The sequence below is a fragment of the Enterobacter cloacae complex sp. ESBL7 genome, assembly GCF_041679625.1.
GTDB classification, from domain to species: Bacteria; Pseudomonadota; Gammaproteobacteria; order Enterobacterales; family Enterobacteriaceae; genus Enterobacter; species Enterobacter asburiae_B.
Genome location: NZ_JBGORN010000008.1, coordinates 92,876 through 118,266 on the forward strand (window position 1 = coordinate 92,876; position 25,391 = coordinate 118,266).

22 protein-coding genes and 2 tRNA genes are annotated in these 25,391 nt (G+C 54.0%); 19 read left to right on the forward strand and 5 right to left on the reverse strand.

Annotation, left to right across the window (positions count from 1 at the left end; genetic code table 11):
• The first annotated feature begins 10 nt into the window (after nt 1-10).
• Nucleotides 11-1,186, forward strand: a complete 1,176-nt coding sequence (gene cgtA / locus ACERY3_RS20330; protein WP_039260419.1) for an Obg family GTPase CgtA — start codon at nt 11-13, stop codon at nt 1,184-1,186.
• 34 nt (nt 1,187-1,220) lie between these two features.
• On the opposite strand, the gene pmrB is transcribed toward cgtA, so the two are convergent.
• The 3 genes from pmrB to dacB are packed head-to-tail and all read right to left on the reverse strand — an operon-like array spanning nt 1,221 to nt 4,359.
• The gene (gene pmrB / locus ACERY3_RS20335; protein ID WP_048981187.1) at nt 1,221-2,264 is read right to left on the reverse strand and encodes a two-component system sensor histidine kinase PmrB; all 1,044 of its coding nucleotides are present in this window, start codon (nt 2,262-2,264) and stop codon (nt 1,221-1,223) included.
• Nucleotides 2,261-2,923, reverse strand: coding sequence for a two-component system response regulator PmrA (gene pmrA / locus ACERY3_RS20340; RefSeq protein ID WP_033146744.1), 663 nt, complete (start codon nt 2,921-2,923; stop codon nt 2,261-2,263). The genes pmrB and pmrA overlap by 4 nt, the downstream gene beginning before the upstream one ends.
• A 2-nt stretch (nt 2,924-2,925) precedes the next feature.
• Entirely contained in the window at nt 2,926-4,359 is a 1,434-nt protein-coding gene (dacB, locus tag ACERY3_RS20345) for a serine-type D-Ala-D-Ala carboxypeptidase (protein ID WP_032659718.1), read from the reverse strand.
• A 228-nt stretch (nt 4,360-4,587) separates the two neighbouring features.
• Between dacB and greA the strand changes: the two genes are divergently transcribed.
• A complete protein-coding gene (gene greA, locus ACERY3_RS20350) occupies nt 4,588-5,064 on the forward strand; it encodes a transcription elongation factor GreA (RefSeq protein WP_014171793.1) in 477 nt (158 codons plus the stop codon).
• A gap of 151 nt (nt 5,065-5,215) precedes the next feature.
• On the opposite strand, the gene yhbY is transcribed toward greA, so the two are convergent.
• A complete protein-coding gene (gene yhbY, locus ACERY3_RS20355) occupies nt 5,216-5,509 on the reverse strand; it encodes a ribosome assembly RNA-binding protein YhbY (protein ID WP_003861814.1) in 294 nt (97 codons plus the stop codon).
• Nucleotides 5,510-5,636: 127 nt separating this feature from the next.
• Between yhbY and rlmE the strand changes: the two genes are divergently transcribed.
• The 6 genes from rlmE to ACERY3_RS20385 all read left to right on the forward strand — a co-directional run bounded on the left by rlmE (nt 5,637) and on the right by ACERY3_RS20385 (nt 11,229).
• Nucleotides 5,637-6,263: a 23S rRNA (uridine(2552)-2'-O)-methyltransferase RlmE gene (gene rlmE, locus ACERY3_RS20360; protein ID WP_003861812.1), complete on the forward strand. Its 627-nt coding sequence runs from the start codon at nt 5,637-5,639 to the stop codon at nt 6,261-6,263.
• Nucleotides 6,264-6,365: 102 nt separating this feature from the next.
• Nucleotides 6,366-8,300: an ATP-dependent zinc metalloprotease FtsH gene (ftsH, locus tag ACERY3_RS20365; protein ID WP_029739626.1), complete on the forward strand. Its 1,935-nt coding sequence runs from the start codon at nt 6,366-6,368 to the stop codon at nt 8,298-8,300.
• A gap of 98 nt (nt 8,301-8,398) precedes the next feature.
• The gene (gene folP, locus ACERY3_RS20370) at nt 8,399-9,247 is read left to right on the forward strand and encodes a dihydropteroate synthase (protein ID WP_023309340.1); all 849 of its coding nucleotides are present in this window, start codon (nt 8,399-8,401) and stop codon (nt 9,245-9,247) included.
• Entirely contained in the window at nt 9,240-10,577 is a 1,338-nt protein-coding gene (gene glmM / locus ACERY3_RS20375; protein WP_023309339.1) for a phosphoglucosamine mutase, read from the forward strand. Before folP ends, glmM begins: the two co-directional genes overlap by 8 nt.
• Nucleotides 10,578-10,800: 223 nt before the next feature.
• Complete coding sequence (secG, locus tag ACERY3_RS20380; protein ID WP_058841638.1) at nt 10,801-11,133, forward strand: preprotein translocase subunit SecG; 333 nt, start codon at nt 10,801-10,803, stop codon at nt 11,131-11,133.
• Between the two features lie 9 nt (nt 11,134-11,142).
• Nucleotides 11,143-11,229: transfer RNA gene (locus ACERY3_RS20385), tRNA-Leu, on the forward strand.
• 192 nt (nt 11,230-11,421) lie between these two features.
• Here the strand turns inward: ACERY3_RS20385 and argG are convergent.
• The gene (gene argG / locus ACERY3_RS20390; protein ID WP_024906366.1) at nt 11,422-12,768 is read right to left on the reverse strand and encodes an argininosuccinate synthase; all 1,347 of its coding nucleotides are present in this window, start codon (nt 12,766-12,768) and stop codon (nt 11,422-11,424) included.
• Between the two features lie 287 nt (nt 12,769-13,055).
• Here argG and ACERY3_RS20395 point away from each other — a divergent pair.
• The 11 genes from ACERY3_RS20395 to ACERY3_RS20445 all read left to right on the forward strand — a co-directional run bounded on the left by ACERY3_RS20395 (nt 13,056) and on the right by ACERY3_RS20445 (nt 25,356).
• Nucleotides 13,056-13,132: transfer RNA gene (locus tag ACERY3_RS20395), tRNA-Met, on the forward strand.
• Between the two features lie 207 nt (nt 13,133-13,339).
• The gene (gene rimP, locus ACERY3_RS20400) at nt 13,340-13,792 is read left to right on the forward strand and encodes a ribosome maturation factor RimP (RefSeq protein ID WP_014833432.1); all 453 of its coding nucleotides are present in this window, start codon (nt 13,340-13,342) and stop codon (nt 13,790-13,792) included.
• A gap of 28 nt (nt 13,793-13,820) precedes the next feature.
• Nucleotides 13,821-15,323, forward strand: coding sequence for a transcription termination factor NusA (gene nusA / locus ACERY3_RS20405; RefSeq protein WP_029739628.1), 1,503 nt, complete (start codon nt 13,821-13,823; stop codon nt 15,321-15,323).
• A gap of 24 nt (nt 15,324-15,347) precedes the next feature.
• The gene (gene infB, locus ACERY3_RS20410; RefSeq protein ID WP_029739629.1) at nt 15,348-18,035 is read left to right on the forward strand and encodes a translation initiation factor IF-2; all 2,688 of its coding nucleotides are present in this window, start codon (nt 15,348-15,350) and stop codon (nt 18,033-18,035) included.
• Between the two features lie 89 nt (nt 18,036-18,124).
• Entirely contained in the window at nt 18,125-18,529 is a 405-nt protein-coding gene (gene rbfA, locus ACERY3_RS20415; RefSeq protein WP_003024988.1) for a 30S ribosome-binding factor RbfA, read from the forward strand.
• Entirely contained in the window at nt 18,529-19,479 is a 951-nt protein-coding gene (gene truB, locus ACERY3_RS20420) for a tRNA pseudouridine(55) synthase TruB (RefSeq protein WP_058841637.1), read from the forward strand. Before rbfA ends, truB begins: the two co-directional genes overlap by 1 nt.
• Nucleotides 19,480-19,633: 154 nt before the next feature.
• Nucleotides 19,634-19,903: a 30S ribosomal protein S15 gene (rpsO, locus tag ACERY3_RS20425; RefSeq protein WP_003861789.1), complete on the forward strand. Its 270-nt coding sequence runs from the start codon at nt 19,634-19,636 to the stop codon at nt 19,901-19,903.
• A gap of 242 nt (nt 19,904-20,145) precedes the next feature.
• Nucleotides 20,146-22,284: a polyribonucleotide nucleotidyltransferase gene (gene pnp, locus ACERY3_RS20430; RefSeq protein WP_024906369.1), complete on the forward strand. Its 2,139-nt coding sequence runs from the start codon at nt 20,146-20,148 to the stop codon at nt 22,282-22,284.
• Between the two features lie 108 nt (nt 22,285-22,392).
• The gene (gene nlpI / locus ACERY3_RS20435) at nt 22,393-23,277 is read left to right on the forward strand and encodes a lipoprotein NlpI (protein WP_023309331.1); all 885 of its coding nucleotides are present in this window, start codon (nt 22,393-22,395) and stop codon (nt 23,275-23,277) included.
• Between the two features lie 107 nt (nt 23,278-23,384).
• Nucleotides 23,385-23,465, forward strand: coding sequence for a protein YrbN (yrbN, locus tag ACERY3_RS20440; protein WP_097397692.1), 81 nt, complete (start codon nt 23,385-23,387; stop codon nt 23,463-23,465).
• Nucleotides 23,458-25,356 (forward strand): DEAD/DEAH family ATP-dependent RNA helicase, encoded by a 1,899-nt coding sequence (locus ACERY3_RS20445; RefSeq protein ID WP_039260432.1) that lies wholly within the window; start codon nt 23,458-23,460, stop codon nt 25,354-25,356. Before yrbN ends, ACERY3_RS20445 begins: the two co-directional genes overlap by 8 nt.
• The last annotated feature ends 35 nt before the right edge of the window (nt 25,357-25,391 follow it).

Genomic DNA, 25,391 nt, shown 5'->3' on the forward strand with positions numbered 1-25,391 from the left:
GGAGAGTAAAATGAAGTTTGTTGATGAAGCGACGATCCTGGTCGTGGCTGGTGATGGCGGCAATGGTTGCGTGAGCTTCCGCCGTGAAAAGTATATCCCACGTGGCGGTCCTGACGGCGGCGACGGTGGGGATGGTGGTGACGTGTGGCTGGAGGCGGATGAGAACCTCAACACGCTGATCGACTACCGTTTCGAAAAATCCTTCCGCGCTGAACGTGGCCAGAACGGCCAGAGCCGTGACTGTACCGGGAAACGCGGTAAAGACGTCACCATTAAGGTTCCGGTCGGTACGCGTGTGATTGACCAGGGGACCGGTGAAACCATGGGTGACATGACCAAACACGGTCAGCGCCTGATGGTGGCGAAAGGCGGCTGGCACGGTCTGGGTAACAGCCGTTTCAAATCCTCCGTTAACCGTACTCCGCGTCAGAAAACGATGGGTACGCCGGGCGATAAGCGCGATCTTCAGCTGGAGCTGATGCTTCTGGCAGACGTGGGCATGCTGGGTATGCCAAACGCCGGTAAATCGACGTTCATTCGCGCCGTTTCTGCGGCGAAGCCAAAAGTGGCGGACTATCCGTTTACCACGCTGGTACCAAGCCTGGGCGTTGTCCGTATGGATAACGAGAAGAGCTTTGTGGTTGCCGATATTCCGGGTCTGATTGAAGGCGCTGCGGAAGGCGCGGGTCTGGGTATTCGCTTCCTGAAACACCTTGAGCGTTGCCGCGTGCTGCTGCACCTTATCGATATCGATCCTATCGACGGTTCCGATCCGGTAGAAAACGCCCGCATCATCATCGGTGAGCTGGAAAAATACAGCGAAAAACTGGCGAATAAACCACGCTGGCTGGTCTTCAACAAGATCGACCTGATGGACAAGGCCGAAGCGGAAGCGAAAGCTAAAGCGATTGCTGAAGCGATGGGCTGGGAAGATAAATACTACCTGATCTCTGCGGCAAGCCAGGTTGGCGTGAAAGATCTGTGCTGGGATGTGATGACCTTCATCATTGAGAACCCAGTTGTTCAGGCGGAAGAAGCGAAACAGCCTGAAAAAGTCGAATTCATGTGGGATGACTACCACCGCCAGCAGCTCGAAGAGCTGGAAGCGGAAGAGGATGATGAAGACTGGGACGATGACTGGGATGAAGACGACGAAGAAGGCGTCGAGTTCATCTACAAGCACTAATATCTGTCGAGAGCCCCCATTATGGGGGCTTTTTTTATTCCAGCGTTGCGGGTAGCCAGCAGCTGGCGATCAAACCACCTTCAGCGCCATTCTCAAGCGTCAGCCTGCCGTGGTGGAGCTGCACGATGCGCTGCACGATACTCAGCCCCAGACCGCTGCCACCGTAGCGCTGGTCAAGACGGCGGAATGGCTCGGTAATTGACTGTCGGTGCGCGTCATCAATACCGGGCCCCTGATCGATCACGCCGATCTGCGTCCCCCCGTCGACCCCGGTTAATGTCACTGTAATCGTTGTCCCTGCCGGGCTGTAGCGCCCGGCATTCTCCAGCAGGTTGCGCAGCATCAGACGCAGGAGCACGGCGTCTCCCTGAACCGTGAGCGCGCTTTTAGCGGGCCAAATCACCGTATGCTCTTTGGCTTCATGGCCCAGGCCGAGAGGTTCAATGATATTTTCCGTCCAGCTCACGGTTTCGTAGTGTCCGCTGGCCATTGCCTGTCCGGCACGGGCCAGCATCAGCAGTTGCTCAACGGTATGCATGAGCTGATCGATACGGCTAATTAACGTCGCGGCCTGTGGTGCGCCTGACTGCGCCATAAGCTCCAGATGGAGCCGGATACCAGCAAGGGGCGTTCGAAGCTCGTGCGCGGCGTCAGCGGTGAAGAGACGCTCCTGCTGAATGGTATTGTCCAGCCGGGCGAGCAGCTGGTTCAGGGAGGTTGTCACCGCGCCGATTTCTTCCATGTCGGAATACATAGGAAGCGGAGTTAAGTTATCTGCCGAACGGTTAGCCAGGCTGTCACGCAGTTTATTCAGCGGTCGGGTTATCCAGGTGACTGCCCAGAAAGAGAAAAACAGCGTAAAGCCTACCATCACCAGAGAAGGGACGAGAAGGGAAGCAATCGCTTCGCGGATCTCTTTTTCGACATGGTTATTACGGGCTTTTGCCGACAGCGTTTCATTCACCAGAAAACCGATCTGCTCGCGGCTTTCATGCCACAGCCAGATGACGCTTATCAGCTGGAAAAATAAGAGAATGACCGCCAGCAGCACCATTAAACGCCGACGCATGCTGTTCATTTCTGGCTCTCAAGGCGATAGCCAACGCCACGGACGGTTTTGATTCTGTCCTTGCCGAGCTTGCGACGCAGGTTATGGATGTGAACTTCCAGGGTATTTGACCCAGGATCGTCCTGCCAGGAGTAGATATCCTGCTGGAGCGTCTCTCTGTGCACCGTTTGCCCGCTGCGCATGATCAGACGCGTAAGCAGGGCGAACTCTTTTGGCGTCACCTCTACCGCCTGGTCCCGGCGCAGTACCTGCTGGGTTTGCAGATTCAGCGTAATATCGCCGTCGGTCAGCAAGTTATCGCTATGGCCCTGATAGCGGCGAATCAACGCCCGCACTCTCGCCTGCAGCTCCGCAAGCGCAAAAGGCTTCACCAGGTAATCATCTGCGCCTGCGTCGAGGCCCGTGATACGATCCTCAATGGCATCGCGCGCCGTCAGGATCAACACCGGGTTGGCGATACCGCGGCGTCGCCACTGGCTGAGCAGCGTGGCGCCGTCTTTATCAGGCAAGCCCAAATCGAGGATCACCAGACTGTATTCGCCGCTCTGGATCAGGGCGTCCGCCTCCGCTGCGGTGCCAGCGCAGTCGAGGGCATACCCTTCATTAGCCAGCCCCAGCGCCAGCCCTTCCTGCAATAACAGATCGTCTTCAACTATGAGTAGTTTCATCGCTAGTTATTCTGGTAGATGTCCTTATAAAGCCTGCTTTCGAAGCGAACAAGCGGAATACGACGATTGCGCTGGTCGGTCGGTTCGACGGCATAGCCGGAAAGATACTGCACGAATGCCATGCGTTGTCCGCTGGCTGTGGTGATAAAGCCTGCAAGGTTATAAACCCCCTGCAGTGAACCTGTTTTCGCTGACACTTTGCCATCAACACCCGCAGCATGAAGCCCTGCCCGATACTGAAGCGAACCGTCATGCCCGGCAAGTGGCAGCATCGAAATAAAGTTTAGCTCAGTGTCATGTTGGGCAATGTACTGAAGCACTTGCATCATCGTGGCCGGAGAGATCAAATTATGACGCGATAATCCGGAGCCATCGACGGCGATGGTATTACCCAGCTCGATCCCGGCCTGCTGGCGCAGGATCTGACGAACGGCGTCTGAGCCCGCGCGCCAGGTTCCCGGCACGCCGAAACGCGCGTGGCCAATCATGCGGAACACGGTGTCGGCAATCATGTTGTCCGACTTTTTCAGCATGATTCGCAGTAAATCGTGCAGCGGAGGAGACTGTTTGCTGGCGATGACCGTGCCGGGCTGGTTAACCTGCGTCTGGCGAAGCAGCGTGCCGGTGTAGGTTATGCCCGCTTGTTTCAGCTCATCTTTCAGAATGGCACCCGCGTAGCTTGCTCCATCCTGTATCGCAAAGGCCAGCGGCAGCGGATCGGCGCGCTGCGTCAGGCAGCCGGTAAGCGTGAAGCGGTTAAGATCGCCCGGCACGACGTCCAGTTCACAATATTGCGCATCCGGGGAGCCTTTCGCCAGCGTGCGGACCTGGCTAAACATTGTGACCGGGTAGTAGGACGCTATGCGGATAAACGCTAAATCATCTGGCTTTGGCGCGCTGTAAAGCGAAACCGAGAAGCAGTTACGGTCAACGATTGCGGCGGCGGGCGGGGCGCTAAAACATTGGGTCATGTCGTTCCACGGCCAGCCTGGGGCTTTATCGTGGCTGGCAAAGATGGACGTGTCGATCAGTACATTGCCATCAATTTTCTGCACGCCAGATTTTTTCAGTACCGCAACCATATTGCGGATATCCTGGCGCTTAAAGGTCGGATCGCCGCCAAAACGGGCGATAAGATCGCCTTTCAGTTCGCCACCCTCGACGTTACCTTTGGTCTCGAGTGTGGTCGTAAAACGGAAGTCAGGCCCGAGCTGGAGCAGGGCGGCGAGGGCAGTGATCACCTTTTGGGTACTGGCAGGCAGCGCCATCTGTTGACTGTGATAGTCAATCTCGGGAGCCTGTGCGCCAACCTTCTGCACCATCAGGGCAAGGTTCGCGCCTGCGGGGAGCTGATTAATGTACTCATCAACATTCGCGGCCTGGGCGGTGAACGTTATACTGGTAGTCAATCCGATGATAAATCTGGAAAATCGCATAATCTCGCGCTAACAACCCGAAAACAAACCGTCATACTACGGTGCATGGCACTGCAAAGTAAACGATGACCCATAGTGAACTTCGCGGTAAAATGCATATCAAATTGAAAAATTGCTGCTGACCTGGGGCATTGCTCCCGGGTCGGTTTTCTTTTTGCTTCTTGCCCGCTTAGGGGGGCAGGAGCAGGGAACACTGCTCCCAACAGGAATGTTTAAGAGGTATAACAAATGCAAGCTATTCCGATGACCTTACGTGGTGCCGAAAAACTGCGCGAAGAGCTGGATTTCCTGAAATCCGTGCGTCGCCCTGAAATCATCGCCGCTATCGCGGATGCGCGCGAGCATGGCGACCTGAAAGAGAATGCTGAATACCACGCCGCGCGTGAGCAGCAGGGCTTCTGTGAAGGGCGTATTAAAGATATCGAAGCAAAACTGTCCAATGCACAGGTTATCGATATCACCAAAATGCCTAACAACGGGCGTGTGATCTTTGGTTCTACCGTGACCGTGCTGAACCTGGACAACGACGAAGAGCAGACCTATCGCATCGTGGGTGATGATGAAGCAGACTTCAAACAGAACCTGATTTCAGTGAACTCCCCGATTGCTCGCGGCCTGATTGGCAAAGAGCAGGACGATGTTGTCACCATTCGCACCCCTGGCGGTGAAGTGGAATACGAAATTATTAAGGTTGAATACCTGTAATTCGCTTCTCTACTAAGATGTTGATACATTGTAAAGAAAAGAAAAAGGCCGCATAGCGGCCTTTTATCAACTCAAGGAGCATGGCATTTTGCTCGCCTGCTGACAGAAATCCCTCGTTTCACACAGAAAATGTGTTTGATTCAGGATATCCTTAGCGTGGCAGCGAGATTTTACGCTCTTTAGATGGGCGGTAGAGCACCAGCGTTTTACCGATGACCTGTACATTACAGGCGCCGGTTTCGCGCACGATGGCTTCCACGATCAGGTTTTTAGTGTCTCTGTCTTCAGAGGCGATTTTCACCTTGATCAGCTCGTGGTGTTCCAGCGCTTGTTCAATCTCGGCAAGCACCCCTTCGGTCAAACCATTGTTGCCAAGCATCACTACAGGCTTGAGCGGATGTGCCAGACCTTTAAGGTGCTGTTTTTGTTTAGTACTCAGATTCATCGTATATTTTTGCTTACGTTGGGATTGAAAACGGTTCATTCTACCGCCATCTCCCTTATATCGCCAAATAGCTGCGTAGAAATTTACGTCACAGGCAGGTAACGATGAACCAGGACGGAAATGTTAAATGACAGGTAAAAAGCGTTCTGCCAGCTCCAGCCGCTGGCTTCAGGAACACTTTAGCGATAAATATGTTCAACAGGCACAGAAAAAGGGGTTGCGTTCCCGTGCCTGGTTTAAACTTGATGAAATACAGCAAAGTGACAAACTTTTTAAGCCGGGGATGACGGTTGTTGACCTCGGTGCGGCACCTGGCGGATGGTCCCAGTATGCGGTAACGCAGATCGGCGGAACGGGCCGAATCATCGCGTGCGATCTTTTACCAATGGATCCCATCGTCGGTGTCGACTTCCTTCAAGGTGACTTTCGTGATGAATTAGTGCTGAAAGCGTTACTTGATCGTGTAGGTGACAGTAAGGTCCAGGTTGTCATGTCTGATATGGCACCAAATATGTGCGGAACACCGGCGGTGGATATCCCCCGCGCCATGTATCTGGTGGAGCTAGCGTTAGAAATGTGTCGTGATGTACTAGCGCCTGGTGGTAGTTTTGTTGTGAAGGTGTTTCAGGGCGAAGGTTTCGAGGAGTATCTTAAGGAAATTCGCTCCCTGTTTGCGAAGGTTAAAGTTCGTAAGCCGGACTCTTCCCGGGCCCGTTCCCGAGAAGTGTATATTGTAGCGACCGGGCGAAAATGATAACCGGTAGATTTCAGGCGAAAGTTTGAATGAAACTGGATATAGAGTATCCTGACGCTGTTTTTAACACAGTTGTAATATGAGGTTAATCCCTTGAGTGACATGGCGAAAAACCTAATACTCTGGCTGGTCATTGCCGTTGTGCTGATGTCAGTATTCCAGAGCTTTGGGCCCAGCGAGTCAAATGGCCGCAAGGTGGATTATTCTACCTTCCTGCAGGAGGTCAATCAGGACCAGGTTCGCGAAGCGCGTATCAACGGACGTGAGATCAACGTTACCAAGAAAGATAGTAACCGTTACACGACTTACATCCCGGTGAACGATCCTAAGCTGCTTGATAACCTTCTGACCAAAAACGTCAAGGTGGTAGGTGAGCCGCCAGAAGAACCAAGCCTGCTGGCTTCTATCTTCATTTCCTGGTTCCCGATGCTGCTTCTTATCGGCGTCTGGATCTTCTTTATGCGCCAGATGCAGGGCGGCGGTGGCAAAGGTGCCATGTCGTTCGGTAAGAGCAAGGCGCGTATGCTGACGGAAGACCAGATCAAGACCACCTTCGCTGACGTCGCCGGTTGTGACGAAGCGAAAGAAGAGGTGGGTGAACTGGTTGAGTACCTGCGTGAACCGAGCCGTTTCCAGAAGCTGGGCGGTAAGATCCCGAAAGGCGTGCTGATGGTTGGCCCTCCGGGTACCGGTAAAACCCTGCTGGCGAAAGCCATCGCGGGCGAAGCGAAGGTGCCGTTCTTTACTATTTCAGGTTCTGACTTCGTTGAAATGTTCGTGGGTGTCGGTGCATCTCGTGTGCGTGACATGTTCGAGCAGGCCAAAAAGGCAGCTCCGTGCATTATCTTCATCGATGAAATCGACGCCGTAGGCCGCCAGCGTGGCGCGGGTCTGGGCGGTGGTCACGATGAACGTGAACAGACGCTGAACCAGATGCTGGTTGAGATGGACGGCTTCGAAGGTAACGAAGGTATCATCGTTATCGCGGCAACTAACCGTCCGGACGTACTTGACCCCGCGCTGCTGCGTCCAGGCCGTTTCGACCGTCAGGTTGTTGTGGGTCTGCCGGACGTTCGCGGTCGTGAACAGATTCTGAAAGTTCACATGCGTCGCGTACCGCTGGCGCCAGATATCGACGCGGCAATCATTGCGCGCGGTACCCCGGGCTTCTCCGGTGCGGACCTGGCGAACCTGGTCAACGAAGCAGCTCTGTTTGCCGCTCGCGGTAACAAGCGCGTCGTATCGATGGTGGAGTTTGAGAAAGCGAAAGACAAAATCATGATGGGTGCGGAACGTCGCTCCATGGTGATGACGGAAGCGCAGAAAGAGTCCACGGCATACCACGAAGCGGGTCACGCGATTATCGGTCGCCTCGTGCCGGAACACGATCCGGTGCATAAAGTGACGATTATTCCGCGCGGCCGTGCGCTGGGTGTGACCTTCTTCCTGCCTGAAGGCGATGCGATCAGCGCCAGCCGTCAGAAGCTGGAAAGCCAGATTTCGACCCTGTACGGCGGTCGTCTGGCAGAAGAGATTATCTACGGTGTGGAACATGTTTCTACCGGTGCGTCCAACGACATTAAAGTTGCGACAAACCTGGCGCGTAACATGGTGACGCAGTGGGGCTTCTCCGACAAACTCGGTCCGCTGCTGTATGCAGAGGAAGAGGGTGAAGTATTCCTGGGCCGTTCTGTGGCTAAAGCGAAACATATGTCCGATGAGACGGCTCGTATCATCGACCAGGAAGTAAAATCTCTGGTAGAGCGTAACTACGCACGTGCACGCCAGATCCTGACCGACAATATGGACATCCTGCATTCGATGAAAGATGCGCTCATGAAATATGAGACCATCGATGCACCGCAGATTGACGACCTGATGGCGCGCCGTGAAGTGCGTCCGCCAGCAGGCTGGGAAGACCCAGGCGCTTCCAATAATTCTGACAACAATGGCACCCCGCGTGCGCCGCGTCCGGTTGATGAACCGCGTACGCCAAACCCGGGCAACACCATGTCAGAACAGTTGGGCGATAAGTAAGTCACTGCTGTTGAAGCGTTTGTCTGTACCTCAAACCCTGGAGCTTGCTCCGGGGTTTTTCATTTCTGTTTAACGATATAGATACCAGGGATTTCGCCATGAAATTATTCGCTCAGGACTCGCATCTCGATCTTTCGCATCCCCATGTGATGGGGATCCTGAATGTTACCCCTGACTCTTTCTCTGACGGCGGCACGCATAACACGCTTATCGAGGCGGTTAAGCACGCGAATTTAATGATTAATGCGGGTGCCACCATTATTGACGTGGGCGGCGAATCGACGCGTCCTGGTGCGGCGGACGTGTCTGTGGAAGAAGAGCTGGCGCGCGTGGTGCCGGTGGTTGAAGCTATCGCGCAGCGGTTTGAAGTATGGATCTCCGTTGATACCTCTAAACCAGAAGTGATTCGTGAAGTGGCGAGAGTGGGCGCTCACATTATCAATGATATTCGCTCACTCACCGAGCCTGGCGCACTGGAAGCCGCGGCAGAGACCGGGTTACCGGTATGCCTGATGCATATGCAGGGTCAGCCGAAAACCATGCAGGAAGCACCGAAGTATGATGATGTTTTTGCCGACGTGAATCGCTTCTTTATTGAACATATTGCGCGCTGCGAACGTGCAGGTATCCCAAAAGAGAAATTGTTGCTCGACCCGGGGTTCGGTTTCGGTAAAAATCTCTCCCACAATTATGCGTTGCTTGCGCGCTTATCGGAATTCCATCACTTTGACCTGCCGCTGCTGGTGGGGATGTCGAGAAAGTCGATGATTGGGCAGTTGCTGAACGTGGGGCCGAGCGAACGCCTGAGCGGCAGCCTGGCCTGCGCGGTGATTGCGGCGATGCAGGGCGCACACATTATTCGTGTCCATGACGTCAAAGAAACAGTAGAAGCCATGCGTGTGGTGGAAGCCACACTGGCAGCGAAGGAAAACAAACGCTATGAGTAATCGTAAGTATTTTGGTACCGATGGTATCCGTGGGCGTGTAGGCGATGCTCCCATCACCCCTGATTTTGTCCTGAAGCTCGGCTGGGCTGCTGGCAAAGTGCTGGCGCGTCATGGTTCCCGTAAGATCATTATCGGTAAAGATACCCGTATTTCCGGCTATATGCTGGAGTCAGCGCTGGAAGCGGGTCTGGCGGCGGCTGGACTGTCCGCGTCCTTTACGGGCCCAATGCCAACGCCTGCAGTCGCGTATCTAACGCGTACCTTCCGTGCGGAAGCGGGGATTGTCATCTCGGCTTCTCACAACCCGTTCTACGACAACGGCATTAAATTCTTCTCCATTGACGGCACCAAGCTCCCGGATGACGTGGAAGAAGCCATTGAAGCCGAAATGGAAAAAGAGATCACCTGCGTTGATTCCGCAGAGCTGGGTAAAGCGAACCGTATCGTTGATGCGGCGGGCCGTTATATCGAATTCTGTAAAGGCACCTTCCCGAATGAGCTAAGCCTTGCTCACCTCAAAATTGTGGTGGACTGTGCTAATGGCGCGACCTATCACATCGCCCCGAATGTCTTCCGCGAACTGGGTGCGAAAGTCATCACCATTGGCTGCGAGCCGGATGGTCTGAACATTAACGAGCAGGTGGGCGCAACTGACGTTCGTGCCCTGCAGGCGCGTGTTCTGGCAGAGAAAGCCGACCTGGGCATTGCGCTGGACGGCGACGGTGACCGCGTGATCATGGTCGACCACGAAGGTAACAAGGTCGACGGCGATCAGATCCTCTACATCATTGCCCGTGAGGGCCTGCGTCAGGGCCAGCTGCGCGGCGGTGCGGTGGGCACGCTGATGAGTAACATGGGCCTGGAACTGGCGCTGAAACAGCTCGGTATTCCGTTTGTCCGCGCGAAAGTCGGTGACCGCTATGTGCTGGAAAAACTGCAGGAGAAAGGCTGGCGCATCGGTGCAGAAAACTCGGGTCACGTGATCCTGCTCGATAAAACCACCACCGGTGACGGTATCGTGGCCGCGCTGCAGGTGGTTGCCGCGATGGCGCGCAACCATATGAGCCTGCACGATCTGTGCAGCGGGATGAAAATGTTCCCACAGATCCTGGTAAACGTACGCTTCACTGCCGGTAAAGGCGATCCGCTGGAAAACGAGAACGTCAAAGCGGTGATGGCTGACGTTGAAGCGGCCCTGGGCAATCGTGGACGCGTGCTGCTGCGTAAGTCCGGTACTGAACCGCTGATCCGCGTGATGGTGGAAGGTGAAGACGAAGCGCAGGTAACCGAATTTGCTCACCGTATTGCGGACGCTGTGAAAGCTGCATAATTGTGCACGCTAAATGTATAAAAAGGCGGCTGTTGTCGCCTTTGTTTTAAGCAATTAATGGCTTTTTGCTGTTTTTTTCCGCAGTTGATACAATGCGTCAAAAATGCCCTTGCGAAGGTCATTCGCTTTGGTTAGTATTCACACCCGCTTCAGTGGGAAACAAAAATCCTGCTAATTGGTCGAAGCATTGGTATGCGGCAAATCCGCAAGGAACAGGTTGATTATGTACGAAGCTCTTTTAGTTATTTTCCTTATTGTAGCCATCGCTCTCGTAGCGCTGATCATGCTGCAGCAAGGTAAAGGCGCTGATATGGGAGCCTCCTTCGGAGCAGGCGCTTCCGGTACGCTGTTCGGTTCAAGTGGTTCTGCGAACTTCATGACCCGCACAACGGCGATTCTGGCTACGCTGTTCTTCATCATCAGTCTGGTGCTTGGCAATATCAACAGCAACAAGACCAGCAAAGGAAGCGAGTGGGAAAATCTGAGCGCGCCAGCGAAAACTGAGCAAACTCAGCCAGCTGCACCGGCTAAGCCAAGCAGCGATATCCCGCACTAAGTATTCTGTACCGAGGTGGTGGAATTGGTAGACACGCTACCTTGAGGTGGTAGTGCCCTAACGGGCTTGTGGGTTCGAGTCCCATCCTCGGTACCAATATTCCAGAAGAAAGACGTCGAAAGACGTCTTTTTTTTCGTCTGTAGACTGCGAGATCTCCGATCTTTTGTAGGGCGGGTAAGCGCATGCGTCAACCGCCATGTTGCCCGGTGGCGCTGCGCTTACCGGGCCTACGAAAATCAAAATAAAAAAGGCGCCCTGTGGGCGCCTTTTGCACGTTACGTCAGCGATTACTTCTTATCGCTGTGCTCCAGGTTTTCAACCTGCGGCAGACCGTTACCTGAACTGGCGGAGAGCAGGCCATTCTCAACATAGTTGAACAGCTTCTCGCGGGTATCGGTGATGTCCAGGTTACGCATGGTCAGCTGACCAATACGATCGTCCGGTGAGAACACGGATTCACCTTTCTCCATGGTCAGACGCTCTGCTTTATAGGTCAGGTTGTCAGACACGGTGTTCAGGATGGAGTAGTCGTTGCCGCGACGCAGCTCCAGCGTCACTTCACCGGTGATCGCGCTTGCCACCCAACGCTGCAGCGCATCACGCAGCATCAGCGCCTGTGGATCGAACCAGCGGCCCTGATACAGCAGTTTACCCAGCTGACGGCCATGAGAGTGATACTGCTCAATGGTGTCTTCGTTGTGAATGCCGGTCAGCAGACGCTCGTAAGCGATGTGCAGCAGTGCCATTCCCGGGGCTTCATAGATGCCACGGCTTTTCGCTTCGATGATACGGTTTTCAATCTGATCGCTCATGCCCAGACCGTGACGACCGCCAATACGGTTAGCTTCCAGCATCAGCTCAACATCATCAGAGAAGGTTTTACCGTTCAGCGCAACCGGATGGCCGCGTTCGAAACGCACGGTCACTTCTTCAGCCTGGATTTTTACGTTCTCGTCCCAGAACTTCACGCCCATGATCGGGTTAACGATCTTCACGCTGGAGTTCAGGAATTCCAGGTCTTTCGCTTCGTGCGTCGCACCCAGCATGTTGGAGTCGGTGGAGTAGGCCTTCTCGACTGACATCTTATAGTCGAAGCCGCAGGCGATCATAAACTCGGACATTTCATGACGGCCACCCAGTTCGTCGATGAAGTCGGTATCCAGCCACGGCTTGTAGATCTGCAGTTCGGCGTTGGTCAGCAGGCCATAACGATAGAAACGTTCAATATCGTTACCTTTATAGGTGCTACCGTCACCCCAGATGTTGACGCCGTCTTCTTTCATCGCCGCAACCAGCATGGTGCCGGTGACCGCACGGCCCAGCGGGGTGGTGTTGAAATAGGTCAGGCCGCCGGTGGTGTTATGGAACGCACCGCACTGAATAGCCGCGATACCTTCAGCGACCAGTTGCTTACGGCAGTCAATCAGGCGCGCGTTCTCTGCACCATACTCTTTAGCGCGACGAGGAATGGCATCATAGTCGTCCTCATCCGGCTGACCCAGGTTCGCAGTATAGGCGTACGGAACCGCTCCCTTCTGGCGCATCCACAGCAGTGCAGCGCTGGTATCCAGGCCACCTGAGAAAGCGATGCCAATACGTTGTCCAACCGGAAGATGCTTGAGAATCGTCGTCATAGAATAAAACCCTGCTTGATTGACTGATTAGAGACCGCTTTCGCTCTCTTGTGCATTTTTATGCAAAATAAGTGAGTATTCATTTAATCATCTTTTGGCGAAGACCGGAAGAGAGTCGTGCGTTTTTTGTAAAAATTTTGGTCTAATCGATCTGGCGGAAGTTGGGTTGACAGGTGGGGTCAACTATCAATATACTAAACGCCGATTTTACGTCCCGTCTTCGGTACCAAATCCCAGCATTATTTGCAAATTCTGTCCAAAACGCGTAGAATTTGCCACGTTTCAGGCGCGGGGTGGAGCAGCCTGGTAGCTCGTCGGGCTCATAACCCGAAGGTCGTCGGTTCAAATCCGGCCCCCGCAACCACTTTCCCATAAAGTTCTTTTTCAAATATACTGTGAAGACTTAGAGCCTTCGTAGCTGGATTTGAAAAAATTCTTTCGGAAAGTGCTCCAGGCCACAGTTGTGGCTATAGGGTTCAGTTATCTAAAGCCCCGATTTATCGGGGTTTTTTGTTATCTGACTACAGAATAACTGGGCTTTACGCCCTTTTTTTATGTCTTGGGGGTGGGCTTGTCCACATTAGAGCAAAAATTAACAGAGATGATTACTGCACCGGTCGAAGCACTGGGCTACGAACTGGTCGGCATCGAATTCGTTCGCGGCCGTACATCGACGCTGCGCATCTATATTGATAGTGAAGATGGCATCAATGTTGATGATTGTGCTGATGTCAGCCACCAGGTGAGTGCGGTTCTTGATGTTGAAGACCCGATTACCGTTGCGTACAACCTGGAAGTTTCCTCACCTGGCCTCGATCGCCCGATGTTCACGGCCGAGCACTATGTGCGCTTTACCGGTGAAGAAGTGGCTCTCGTTCTGCGTATGGCCGTACAGAACCGCCGTAAATGGCAGGGAATTATCAAAGCCGTTGATGGTGAAATGATCACGGTGACAGTCGAAGGCAAAGATGAAGTGTTCGCGCTGAGTAATATCCAGAAGGCGAACCTGGTTCCCCACTTTTAACAGTCTGGATTGAGGTGAAAAGCCCGCGATGAACAAAGAAATTTTGGCTGTTGTTGAAGCCGTCTCCAACGAGAAATCACTGCCGCGTGAGAAGATTTTCGAAGCGCTGGAAAGTGCACTGGCTACAGCAACCAAGAAAAAATACGAACAAGAGATCGATGTTCGCGTAGAAATCGATCGTAAAAGCGGTGACTTCGATACATTCCGTCGTTGGGTAATCGTTGAAGAAGTGACCCAGCCGACCAAAGAGATCACGCTGGAAGCTGCCCGTTTTGAAGACGAAAGTCTGAACGTGGGTGAGTACGTAGAAGATCAGATTGAATCTGTGACCTTCGACCGTATCACGACTCAGACCGCTAAACAGGTTATCGTGCAGAAAGTGCGCGAAGCCGAGCGTGCGCTGGTTGTCGATCAGTTCCGCGATCAGGAAGGCGAGATCATCACCGGCGTGGTGAAGAAAGTGAACCGCGACAACATCTCCCTGGAGATCAAATCCGAAGGGTTGCCGGGTAACGCTGAAGCCGTGATCCTGCGTGAAGATATGCTGCCGCGTGAAAACTTCCGCCCAGGCGACCGTATTCGCGGTGTTCTGTACGCCGTTCGCCCTGAAGCGCGTGGTGCACAGCTGTTCGTGACCCGTTCTAAACCAGAAATGCTGGTAGAACTGTTCCGTATCGAAGTGCCGGAAATCGGTGAAGAAGTTATCGAGATTAAAGCGGCGGCTCGCGATCCGGGCTCCCGTGCGAAAATTGCGGTGAAAACCAACGACAAGCGTATCGACCCGGTCGGTGCTTGCGTCGGTATGCGCGGTGCGCGCGTTCAGGCAGTTTCGACTGAGCTGGGCGGCGAACGTATTGATATCGTTCTGTGGGATGACAACCCGGCGCAGTTCGTGATCAACGCAATGGCTCCAGCTGATGTGGCGTCTATCGTTGTTGACGAAGACAAACACACCATGGATATCGCTGTTGAAGCGGGCAACCTGGCGCAGGCAATCGGCCGTAACGGCCAGAACGTACGCCTGGCGTCACAGCTGAGCGGCTGGGAACTCAACGTAATGACCGTTGATGACCTGCAGGCTAAGCATCAGGCTGAAGCCCATGCGGCGATCGATACCTTCACTAAATACCTGGATATTGACGAAGACTTCGCCACTGTTCTGGTTGAAGAAGGTTTCTCTACGCTGGAAGAACTGGCCTATGTGCCAATGAAAGAGCTGCTGGAAATTGACGGTCTGGATGAACCAACCGTTGAAGCCCTGCGTGAACGCGCTAAAAACGCACTGACCACCCTGGCACTGGCTCAGGAAGAAAGCCTTGGCGATAAGAAGCCGGCTGATGACCTGCTGAATCTGGAAGGTCTTGATCGTGCGATTGCGTTCAAGCTGGCTGCCCGTGGTGTTTGTACGCTGGAAGATCTCGCTGAGCAAGGCGTTGATGACCTGGCTGATATCGAAGGTTTAACCGACGAGAAAGCCGGCGAGCTCATCATGGCCGCACGTAATATTTGCTGGTTCGGCGACGAAGCGTAATAAACTGTAGCAGGAAGGAACAGCATGACTGATGTAACTGTAAAATCGCTGGCTGCTGAGATTCAGACCTCCGTGGACCGCCTGGTACAGCAATTTGCTGATGCAGGGATCCCGAAGTCCGCTGATGACTCGGTGACCGCGCAAGAAAAACAAACCTTGTTAACGCACCTGAACCGTGAACACGGTTCTACGCCTGACAAGTTAACGCTGCAGCGCAAAACGCGTAGCACGTTAAACATCCCTGGTACCGGTGGCAAAAGCAAATCGGTCCAAATTGAAGTCCGCAAGACGCGCACCTTTGTAAAACGTGATCCGCAAGAGGCAGAACGCCTTGCCGCGGAAGAGCAGGCACAGCGTGAAGCGGAAGAACAAGCTCAGCGTGAGGCGGAAGCAACCGCCAAACGTGAAGCAGAATTAAAAGCTGAACGTGAGGCCGCAGAAAAAGCGAAACGCGACGCAAGTGATAAAGTGAAGCGTGACGCTGCGGAAAAAGACAAAGTGAGCAATCAACAGACAGACGAAATGACCAAAACCGCCCAGGCTGAAAAAGCCCGCCGTGAAAATGAAGCTGCCGAGCTGAAGCGTAAAGCGGAAGAAGAAGCCCGCCGTAAGCTGGAAGAAGAAGCTCGCCGCGTCGCCGAAGAAGCGCGCCGTATGGCAGAAGAAAACGAGAAGAATGGTGTGAATACCGTTGAGCCGACTGAAGACACCAGCGACTATCACGTGACCACTTCTCAGCATGCGCGTCAGGCTGAAGATGATAACGACCGTGAAGTTGAAGGCGGTCGTGGCCGTGGCCGTAATGCAAAAGCAGCGCGTCCGGCGAAAAAAGGCAACAAGCACGCTGAATCCAAAGCTGACCGTGAAGAAGCACGCGCTGCTGTTCGCGGCGGTAAAGGCGGTAAGCGTAAAGGTTCCGCGCTGCAGCAGAGCTTCCAGAAGCCTGCTCAGGCCGTTAACCGTGACGTCGTGATTGGCGAAACCATCACCGTTGGCGATCTGGCGAACAAGATGGCGGTTAAAGGCTCTCAGGTCATCAAAGCGATGATGAAACTGGGCGCCATGGCGACCATCAACCAGGTCATCGACCAGGAAACCGCACAGCTGGTTGCTGAAGAGATGGGCCACAAAGTTATCCTGCGTCGTGAAAACGAGCTGGAAGAAGCAGTAATGAGCGACCGTGATACTGGCGCTGCGGCTGAACCGCGTGCACCGGTTGTGACCATCATGGGTCACGTTGACCACGGTAAAACCTCTCTGCTTGACTACATTCGTTCTACTAAGGTTGCCTCTGGTGAAGCGGGTGGTATTACCCAGCACATCGGTGCTTACCACGTAGAAACCGAAAACGGCATGATCACCTTCCTGGATACCCCAGGCCACGCAGCGTTTACCTCAATGCGTGCTCGTGGTGCTCAGGCAACGGATATCGTTGTACTGGTTGTTGCCGCAGACGACGGCGTGATGCCACAGACCATCGAAGCTATCCAGCACGCGAAAGCGGCGCAGGTGCCTCTGGTTGTTGCAGTCAACAAAATCGATAAGCCAGAAGCCGATCTGGACCGCGTGAAGAACGAACTGTCTCAGTACGGCGTTATGCCGGAAGAGTGGGGCGGTGAAGCGCAGTTCATCCCAGTATCTGCGAAAGCGGGTACCGGTATCGATGACCTGCTGAACGCGATCCTGCTGCAGGCTGAAGTACTGGAGCTGAAAGCGATCCGTAATGGTATGGCGAGCGGCGCGGTGATCGAATCCTTCCTGGATAAAGGTCGTGGTCCGGTTGCAACCGTTCTGGTTCGTGAAGGTACGCTGAACAAGGGCGACATCGTTCTGTGTGGCTTCGAATACGGCCGCGTTCGTGCGATGCGTAACGAACTGGGTCAGGAAGTTCTGGAAGCGGGTCCGTCCATTCCGGTGGAAATCCTGGGCCTGTCCGGTGTTCCGGCTGCCGGTGACGAAGTGACCGTTGTGCGTGACGAGAAGAAAGCGCGTGAAGTTGCGCTGTATCGTCAGGGCAAATTCCGTGAAGTTAAACTGGCTCGTCAGCAGAAATCTAAACTCGAGAACATGTTTGCCAACATGACCGAAGGCGAAGTTCACGAAGTGAACATCGTTCTGAAAGCTGACGTTCAGGGTTCTGTGGAAGCGATCTCCGACTCCTTGCTGAAACTGTCCACCGACGAAGTGAAAGTGAAGATCATCGGTTCTGGCGTAGGTGGTATCACCGAAACCGACGCGACCCTGGCTGCTGCCTCCAACGCTATCCTGGTTGGCTTCAACGTTCGTGCGGATGCATCTGCGCGTAAAGTAATTGAAGCCGAAAGCCTGGATCTGCGTTACTACTCCGTCATCTATAACCTGATCGACGAAGTGAAAGCAGCGATGAGCGGCATGCTGTCTCCTGAGCTCAAACAGCAGATCATCGGTCTGGCTGAAGTACGTGACGTGTTCAAATCACCGAAATTCGGTGCGATCGCGGGCTGTATGGTTACCGAAGGTAACATCAAGCGTCACAACCCAATCCGCGTACTGCGTGACAACGTGGTTATCTACGAAGGCGAGCTGGAATCCCTGCGCCGCTTCAAAGATGACGTTAACGAAGTCCGTAACGGCATGGAATGTGGTATCGGCGTGAAGAACTACAACGACGTTCGCGTTGGCGATATGATCGAAGTGTTCGAGATCATCGAAATTCAGCGTACCATCGCTTAATTACCGATTGTAAGCCGGGATCGCCTCGCGCCACCCGGCAATAATTTTAAAAGGGGCTTTTAGCCCCTTTTTTGTCTGGAGAATTTATTATGGCGAAAGAATTTGGTCGCCCTCAGCGCGTAGCGCAGGAAATGCAGAAAGAGATCGCACTCATTCTGCAACGTGAAATTAAAGACCCGCGCGTCGGCATGATGACCACCGTTTCCGGTGTCGAAATGTCCCGCGATCTGGCGTATGCAAAAGTGTTCGTCACCTTCCTGAACGATCAGGACGAAGCGGCAGTGAAAAACGGCATTAAAGCGCTGCAGGAAGCCTCTGGTTTCATCCGCTCCCTGCTCGGCAAAGCGATGCGCCTGCGCATCGTGCCTGAGCTGACCTTCTTCTACGACAACTCGCTGGTTGAAGGTATGCGTATGTCCAACCTGGTGACCAGCGTGGTTAAACATGATGACGAGCGTCGTGTTAACCCGGCGGACGACAGCAAGGAGGACTAATGAGTCGTCCTCGTCGTCGCGGTCGCGACGTGCATGGTGTGCTGCTGCTGGATAAACCCCAGGGCGCTTCCAGCAACGACGTGCTGCAGAAAGTTAAGCGTATTTATAACGCCAACCGTGCGGGCCACACCGGCGCGCTCGATCCGCTGGCAACAGGCATGCTGCCGGTCTGCCTGGGAGAGGCGACAAAGTTTTCCCAGTACCTGCTCGACTCCGATAAGCGCTACCGCGTTATCGCTAAACTGGGCCAGCGCACGGATACCTCCGACGCGGATGGCCAGGTGGTGGAAGAGCGTCCGGTGACGTTCAGCGCGGAACAGCTTGATGCTGCGCTGGAGAGCTTCCGTGGAGACACGATGCAGGTGCCGTCGATGTATTCGGCGCTGAAATATCAGGGCAAGAAGCTCTACGAATATGCGCGCCAGGGCATTGACGTTCCGCGTGAAGCCCGTCCGATAACCGTGTATGAGCTGCTGTTTATTCGCCACGAAGGTGATGAGCTGGAGCTGGAAGTACACTGTTCGAAAGGGACCTATATTCGCACTATCATCGACGACCTCGGTGAAAAGCTGGGCTGCGGCGCGCATGTGATTTACCTGCGCCGCCTGGCGGTGAGCAAGTACCCGGTGGAGCGGATGGTGACCCTGGAATATCTGCGCGAGCTGGTAGAACAGGCGGAAGCGCAGGGGATTGCGCCGGCAGATTTGCTGGATCCTTTGCTGATGCCGATGGACAGTCCGGCAGCGGACTTCCCGGTTGTTAATCTTCCTTTAACATCGTCCGTTTACTTTAAGAACGGCAACCCGGTTCGTACGGCGGAAGTGCCGCTGGAAGGACTGGTACGCGTGACCGAAGGTGACGAAGGGAAATTCATCGGTATGGGCGAAATGGATGGCGAAGGGCGCGTTGCGCCGCGTCGTCTGGTCGTCGAATATCCGGTCGACGCGTGACGGTGGTAACGGCTCACCTTGCGATAAGCAGGGGAGACGAGTAGAATATCGCCGCTTAACGCCTGGTAAATTGTTTAACAATCTGCGGGGCGTACATGGGATTGCTGAATTAGAGATCGGCATCCTTACATTCTTTATACTTTGGAGTTTGAAAATGTCTCTAAGCGTTGAAGCTAAAGCTAAAATCGTTTCTGAGTTTGGTCGTGGTACTAACGACAGCGGTTCTACCGAAGTTCAGGTTGCACTGCTGACTGCACAGATTAACCACCTGCAGGGTCACTTTGCAGAGCACAAAAAAGATCACCACAGCCGTCGTGGTCTGCTGCGTATGGTTTCTCAGCGTCGTAAACTGCTCGACTACCTGAAACGTAAAGATGTTGCACGCTACACCGCGCTGATCGAGCGTCTGGGTCTGCGTCGCTAATTCTTGCGAGTTTCAGAAAAGGGGGCCTGATGGCCCCTTTTTTCAACCAGACGGCAGCAATTCACTGGAAACTATTGTATTGTTGCTATAAATGATCTTCATTGCAGAGGTTCGCGCGGCTAATGAGAGGCTTCACCCATGGGGGTGTTGGTTGTCATTAGTCGCGAGGATGCGAAGAAGGTCGGGTTAAATCGACAGCACACCGGTGGTGTGCTGTCAAACATTTAAGAAAGGACAGAACTTTGCTGAATCCGATCGTTCGTAAATTCCAGTATGGTCAACATACCGTCACGCTGGAAACCGGCATGATGGCACGTCAGGCTACTGCTGCCGTTATGGTAAGCATGGATGACACTGCGGTATTCGTTACCGTTGTTGGCCAGAAAAAAGCTAAACCAGGTCAGGACTTCTTCCCGCTGACCGTTAACTACCAGGAGCGTACCTACGCTGCCGGTAAAATCCCGGGTGGTTTCTTCCGTCGTGAAGGCCGTCCAAGCGAAGGCGAAACTCTGATTGCGCGTCTGATTGACCGTCCGGTTCGTCCGCTGTTCCCGGAAGGCTTCGTTAACGAAGTACAGGTTATCGCGACCGTTGTTTCCGTTAACCCACAGGTTAACCCGGACATCGTTGCCATGATCGGCGCATCCGCTGCCCTGTCACTGTCTGGTATTCCATTCAATGGCCCAATCGGTGCCGCGCGCGTTGGCTACATCAACGACCAGTACGTGCTGAACCCAACCCAGGAAGAGCTGAAAGAAAGTAAGCTGGACCTGGTTGTTGCGGGTACTGAAGCGGCTGTGCTGATGGTTGAATCCGAAGCTGAACTGCTGAGCGAAGACCAGATGCTGGGCGCTGTGGTATTTGGCCACGACCAGCAGCAGATCGTTATCCAGAACATCAACGACCTGGTGAAAGAAGCCGGTAAACCACGTTGGGACTGGCAGCCTGAAGCAGCAAACGATGCGCTGAACGCACGCGTTGCAGCTCTGGCAGAATCTCGTTTGAGCGATGCATACCGCATCACTGACAAACAGGAGCGTTACGCTCAGGTTGACGTGATCAAGTCTGAAACTATCGCGACGCTGGTTGCTGAAGACGAAACGCTGGACGCTAACGAACTGAGCGACATCCTGCACGCAATCGAGAAAAACGTTGTTCGTAGCCGTGTGCTGGCAGGCGAGCCGCGTATCGATGGCCGCGAAAAAGACATGATCCGTGGTCTGGATGTGCGTACTGGCGTTCTGCCACGTACTCACGGTTCCGCGCTGTTCACCCGTGGCGAAACGCAGGCGCTGGTTACCGCGACCCTGGGTACTGCACGTGACGCACAGATCATCGACGAACTGATGGGCGAGCGCACTGACAGCTTCCTGTTTCACTACAACTTCCCTCCGTACTCCGTAGGCGAAACCGGTATGGTTGGCTCGCCGAAGCGTCGTGAAATTGGTCACGGTCGTCTGGCGAAGCGCGGCGTGCTGGCAGTGATGCCAGAAGCTGACAAGTTCCCGTACACCGTTCGTGTGGTTTCTGAAATCACCGAATCCAACGGTTCTTCTTCCATGGCTTCCGTGTGTGGTGCTTCTCTGGCGCTGATGGATGCAGGCGTGCCGATCAAAGCCGCCGTTGCGGGTATCGCAATGGGCCTGGTGAAAGAAGGCGACAACTTCGTTGTTCTGTCTGACATTCTGGGTGACGAAGACCACCTGGGCGATATGGACTTCAAAGTAGCGGGTTCCCGCGAAGGTATCTCTGCGCTGCAGATGGATATCAAAATTGAAGGTATCACCAAAGAGATCATGCAGGTTGCTCTGAACCAGGCTAAAGGTGCGCGTCTGCACATCCTGGGCGTGATGGAACAGGCGATTAACGCGCCGCGTGGCGACATTTCTCAGTTCGCTCCACGTATCCACACCATCAAGATCAACCCAGACAAGATCAAAGATGTTATCGGTAAGGGCGGTTCCGTAATCCGTGCGCTGACCGAAGAGACTGGCACCACGATCGAAATCGAAGATGACGGTACTGTGAAGATCGCAGCAACCGACGGCGAGAAAGCGAAATTCGCGATCCGTCGCATCGAAGAAATCACGGCAGAGATCGAAGTGGGCCGCGTCTACGCAGGTAAAGTGACCCGTATCGTTGACTTTGGTGCGTTCGTTGCCATCGGTGGCGGTAAAGAAGGTCTGGTTCACATCTCTCAGATCGCTGACAAGCGCGTTGAGAAAGTGACCGATTACCTGCAGATGGGTCAGGAAGTACCGGTGAAAGTTCTGGAAGTTGATCGCCAGGGCCGTATCCGTCTGAGCATTAAAGAAGCAACCGAGCAGTCTCAGCCAGCTGCTGCGCCAGAAGCACAGGCAGCAGAACAGCAAGGCGAGTAAGTTGCCATTTGCCCTCCGCTTTGCGGAGGGCCTATTATCAGGCAGGACGCCTTGTTAAGCCGCCGGGGGACAGGACGTTCATCCAATAGTTGTCTTCGGGAGTGGGAAATGAAGCCTTTTTTGCGCTGGTGTTTCGTTGCGACAGCTTTAACGCTGGCAGGATGCAGCAACTCTGCCTGGCGTAAGAGCGAAGTCCTCGCAGTGCCATTGCAACCGACTTTGCAGCAGGAAGTGATTCTGGCACGCATGGAACAAATACTTGCCAGTCGGGCTTTAACCGATGAAGAACGCGCACAGCTTTTATATGAGCGCGGAGTGTTGTATGATAGTCTCGGTCTGAGGGCATTGGCGCGAAATGATTTTTCACAAGCGCTGGCTATCCGACCTGATATGCCTGAAGTATTCAATTACTTAGGCATTTATTTAACGCAGGCAGGCAATTTTGATGCTGCCTATGAAGCGTTTGATTCTGTACTTGAGCTTGATCCAACTTACAACTACGCGCACTTGAATCGCGGTATCGCATTGTATTACGGCGGTCGTGATAAGTTAGCGCAAGATGATCTGCTGGCGTTTTATCAAGACGATCCTAATGATCCTTTCCGTAGCCTGTGGCTTTACATCGTTGAGCGGAAGCTCGATGAGAAGCAGGCAAAAGAGGCACTGAAACAGCGCTTCGATAAATCGGACAAGGAACAGTGGGGATGGAACATTGTCGAGTTCTACCTGGGCAACATTAGCGAAGCAACGCTGATGGAACGCCTCAAGGCGGACGCAACGGATAACACCTCGCTCGCTGAGCATCTCAGTGAAACCAACTTCTATTTAGGTAAGTACTACCTAAGTCTGGGGGATATGGACAGCGCTACGGCACTGTTCAAATTAGCGGTTGCTAACAACGTACACAACTTCGTTGAGCACCGTTATGCATTGTTGGAATTATCGCTCTTGGGCCAGGAGCATGACGACCTGGCAGAATCGGACCAGCAATAGCTGACGACATAAACATCAGCCCGTAATCTTTTGATTGCCATCACCTTAACTGGTGAGGGCGTTGTTGTTCGTCAATACACCTACTTTGAGCCGGTTCACACTTTTCAATGAAAATTGCTAATCATTTTCACGATGAGCTAAGTAGACTGGCCGCCATTAATATCGAGGCACTTGTACTACATGGCTGAATTCGAAACCACTTTTGCAGATCTGGGCCTGAAGGCTCCTATCCTTGAAGCCCTTAACGATCTGGGTTACGAAAAACCATCTCCGATCCAGGCTGAGTGTATCCCACACCTGCTTTCTGGTCGTGACGTGCTGGGCATGGCCCAGACTGGTAGCGGTAAAACTGCAGCATTCTCGCTGCCGCTGCTGAACAACATTGATCCGGACCTGCGTGCACCGCAGATCCTCGTCCTGGCTCCAACCCGTGAACTGGCTGTTCAGGTTGCAGAAGCCATGACGGAATTCTCTAAACATATGCGCGGCGTAAACGTGGTAGCCCTGTACGGCGGCCAGCGTTATGACGTGCAGTTACGCGCCCTGCGCCAGGGCCCACAGATTGTTGTCGGTACGCCGGGCCGTCTGCTGGATCACCTGAAGCGCGGTACTCTGGACCTCTCTAAACTGAGCGGCCTGGTACTGGATGAAGCAGATGAAATGCTGCGTATGGGCTTCATCGAAGACGTCGAAACCATCATGGCGCAGATCCCGGACGGTCATCAGACCGCGCTGTTCTCTGCCACCATGCCAGAAGCGATTCGTCGTATCACCAAGCGCTTCATGAAAGATCCTCAGGAAGTGCGTATTCAGTCCAGCGTTACCACTCGCCCGGACATCAGCCAGAGCTACTGGTCTGTGTACGGCATGCGCAAAAACGAAGCGCTGGTACGTTTCCTGGAAGCGGAAGATTTTGATGCGGCGATTATCTTCGTTCGTACCAAAAACGCGACCCTGGAAGTGGCTGAAGCCCTGGAGCGTAGCGGCTATAACAGCGCAGCGCTGAACGGCGACATGAACCAGGCCCTGCGTGAGCAGACTCTGGAGCGTCTGAAAGACGGTCGTCTGGATATCCTGATTGCAACCGACGTGGCAGCACGTGGTCTGGACGTTGAACGTATCAGCCTGGTTGTTAACTACGACATCCCGATGGATTCCGAGTCTTACGTTCACCGTATCGGCCGTACCGGTCGTGCGGGTCGTGCGGGTCGTGCGCTGCTGTTCGTTGAGAACCGCGAGCGTCGTCTGCTGCGTAACATTGAACGCACCATGAAGCTGACCATTCCAGAAGCTGACCTGCCAAATGCAGATCTGCTGGGCAAACGCCGCCTGGAAAAATTCGCCGCGAAAGTACAGCAGCAGCTGGAAAGCAGCGATCTGGACCAGTACCGTGCGCTGCTGTCGCAGATTCAGCCTGTTGCTGAAGGCGAAGAGCTGGACATGGAAACCCTGGCTGCAGCACTGCTGAAAATGGCTCAGGGCGAACGTAGCCTGATCGTGCCACCAGATGCGCCGATGCGTCCTAAGCGTGAATTCCGTGACCGTGACGATCGCTTCGAACGTCGTGGCGACCGTAATGACCGCAATGACCGTGGCCCACGTGGTGACCGTCCAGAGCGTGGTGGTGAAGATCGTCCACGTCGTGAACGTCGTGACGCGGGTGATATGGAACTGTACCGCATTGAAGTGGGCCGTGATGATGGCGTTGAAGTTCGTCACATCGTTGGCGCGATCGCTAACGAAGGCGACATCAGCAGCCGTTACATTGGCAACATCAAGCTGTTCGCATCCCACTCTACCATCGAGCTGCCAAAAGGCATGCCGGGCGAAGTGCTGCAGCACTTTACGCGTACCCGCATCCTGAACAAGCCGATGAACATGCAGCTGATGGGCGATGCACAGCCACGTCCAGACCGCGGTGGCGAACGTCGTGGCGGTGGTCGCAGCTTCGGTGGCGAGCGTCGTGAAGGCGGCCGCAGCGAAGGTCGCGGTGGTGAAGGTCGTCGTTTCTCCGGCGAGCGTCGCGAAAACCGTGGCCCACGTCGTGATGAAGGCACCAGCCGTCGCCGTGACGCGTAAGCCTTACGCAACTGACGTAAAGTAAAATATACAGC

Excerpts from the sequence above, each read along its gene's own strand:
- cgtA (WP_039260419.1), top strand. The coding sequence starts at position 11 with ATGAAGTTTGTTGATGAAGCGACGATCCTGGTCGTGGCTGGTGATGGC.
- pmrB (WP_048981187.1), bottom strand. The coding sequence starts at position 2,264 with ATGAACAGCATGCGTCGGCGTTTAATGGTGCTGCTGGCGGTCATTCTC.
- pmrA (WP_033146744.1), bottom strand. The coding sequence starts at position 2,923 with ATGAAACTACTCATAGTTGAAGACGATCTGTTATTGCAGGAAGGGCTG.
- dacB (WP_032659718.1), bottom strand. The coding sequence starts at position 4,359 with ATGCGATTTTCCAGATTTATCATCGGATTGACTACCAGTATAACGTTC.
- greA (WP_014171793.1), top strand. The coding sequence starts at position 4,588 with ATGCAAGCTATTCCGATGACCTTACGTGGTGCCGAAAAACTGCGCGAA.
- yhbY (WP_003861814.1), bottom strand. The coding sequence starts at position 5,509 with ATGAATCTGAGTACTAAACAAAAACAGCACCTTAAAGGTCTGGCACAT.
- rlmE (WP_003861812.1), top strand. The coding sequence starts at position 5,637 with ATGACAGGTAAAAAGCGTTCTGCCAGCTCCAGCCGCTGGCTTCAGGAA.
- ftsH (WP_029739626.1), top strand. The coding sequence starts at position 6,366 with ATGGCGAAAAACCTAATACTCTGGCTGGTCATTGCCGTTGTGCTGATG.
- folP (WP_023309340.1), top strand. The coding sequence starts at position 8,399 with ATGAAATTATTCGCTCAGGACTCGCATCTCGATCTTTCGCATCCCCAT.
- glmM (WP_023309339.1), top strand. The coding sequence starts at position 9,240 with ATGAGTAATCGTAAGTATTTTGGTACCGATGGTATCCGTGGGCGTGTA.
- secG (WP_058841638.1), top strand. The coding sequence starts at position 10,801 with ATGTACGAAGCTCTTTTAGTTATTTTCCTTATTGTAGCCATCGCTCTC.
- argG (WP_024906366.1), bottom strand. The coding sequence starts at position 12,768 with ATGACGACGATTCTCAAGCATCTTCCGGTTGGACAACGTATTGGCATC.
- nusA (WP_029739628.1), top strand. The coding sequence starts at position 13,821 with ATGAACAAAGAAATTTTGGCTGTTGTTGAAGCCGTCTCCAACGAGAAA.
- infB (WP_029739629.1), top strand. The coding sequence starts at position 15,348 with ATGACTGATGTAACTGTAAAATCGCTGGCTGCTGAGATTCAGACCTCC.
- rbfA (WP_003024988.1), top strand. The coding sequence starts at position 18,125 with ATGGCGAAAGAATTTGGTCGCCCTCAGCGCGTAGCGCAGGAAATGCAG.
- truB (WP_058841637.1), top strand. The coding sequence starts at position 18,529 with ATGAGTCGTCCTCGTCGTCGCGGTCGCGACGTGCATGGTGTGCTGCTG.
- rpsO (WP_003861789.1), top strand. The coding sequence starts at position 19,634 with ATGTCTCTAAGCGTTGAAGCTAAAGCTAAAATCGTTTCTGAGTTTGGT.
- nlpI (WP_023309331.1), top strand. The coding sequence starts at position 22,393 with ATGAAGCCTTTTTTGCGCTGGTGTTTCGTTGCGACAGCTTTAACGCTG.
- yrbN (WP_097397692.1), top strand. The coding sequence starts at position 23,385 with ATGAAAATTGCTAATCATTTTCACGATGAGCTAAGTAGACTGGCCGCC.
- ACERY3_RS20445 (WP_039260432.1), top strand. The coding sequence starts at position 23,458 with ATGGCTGAATTCGAAACCACTTTTGCAGATCTGGGCCTGAAGGCTCCT.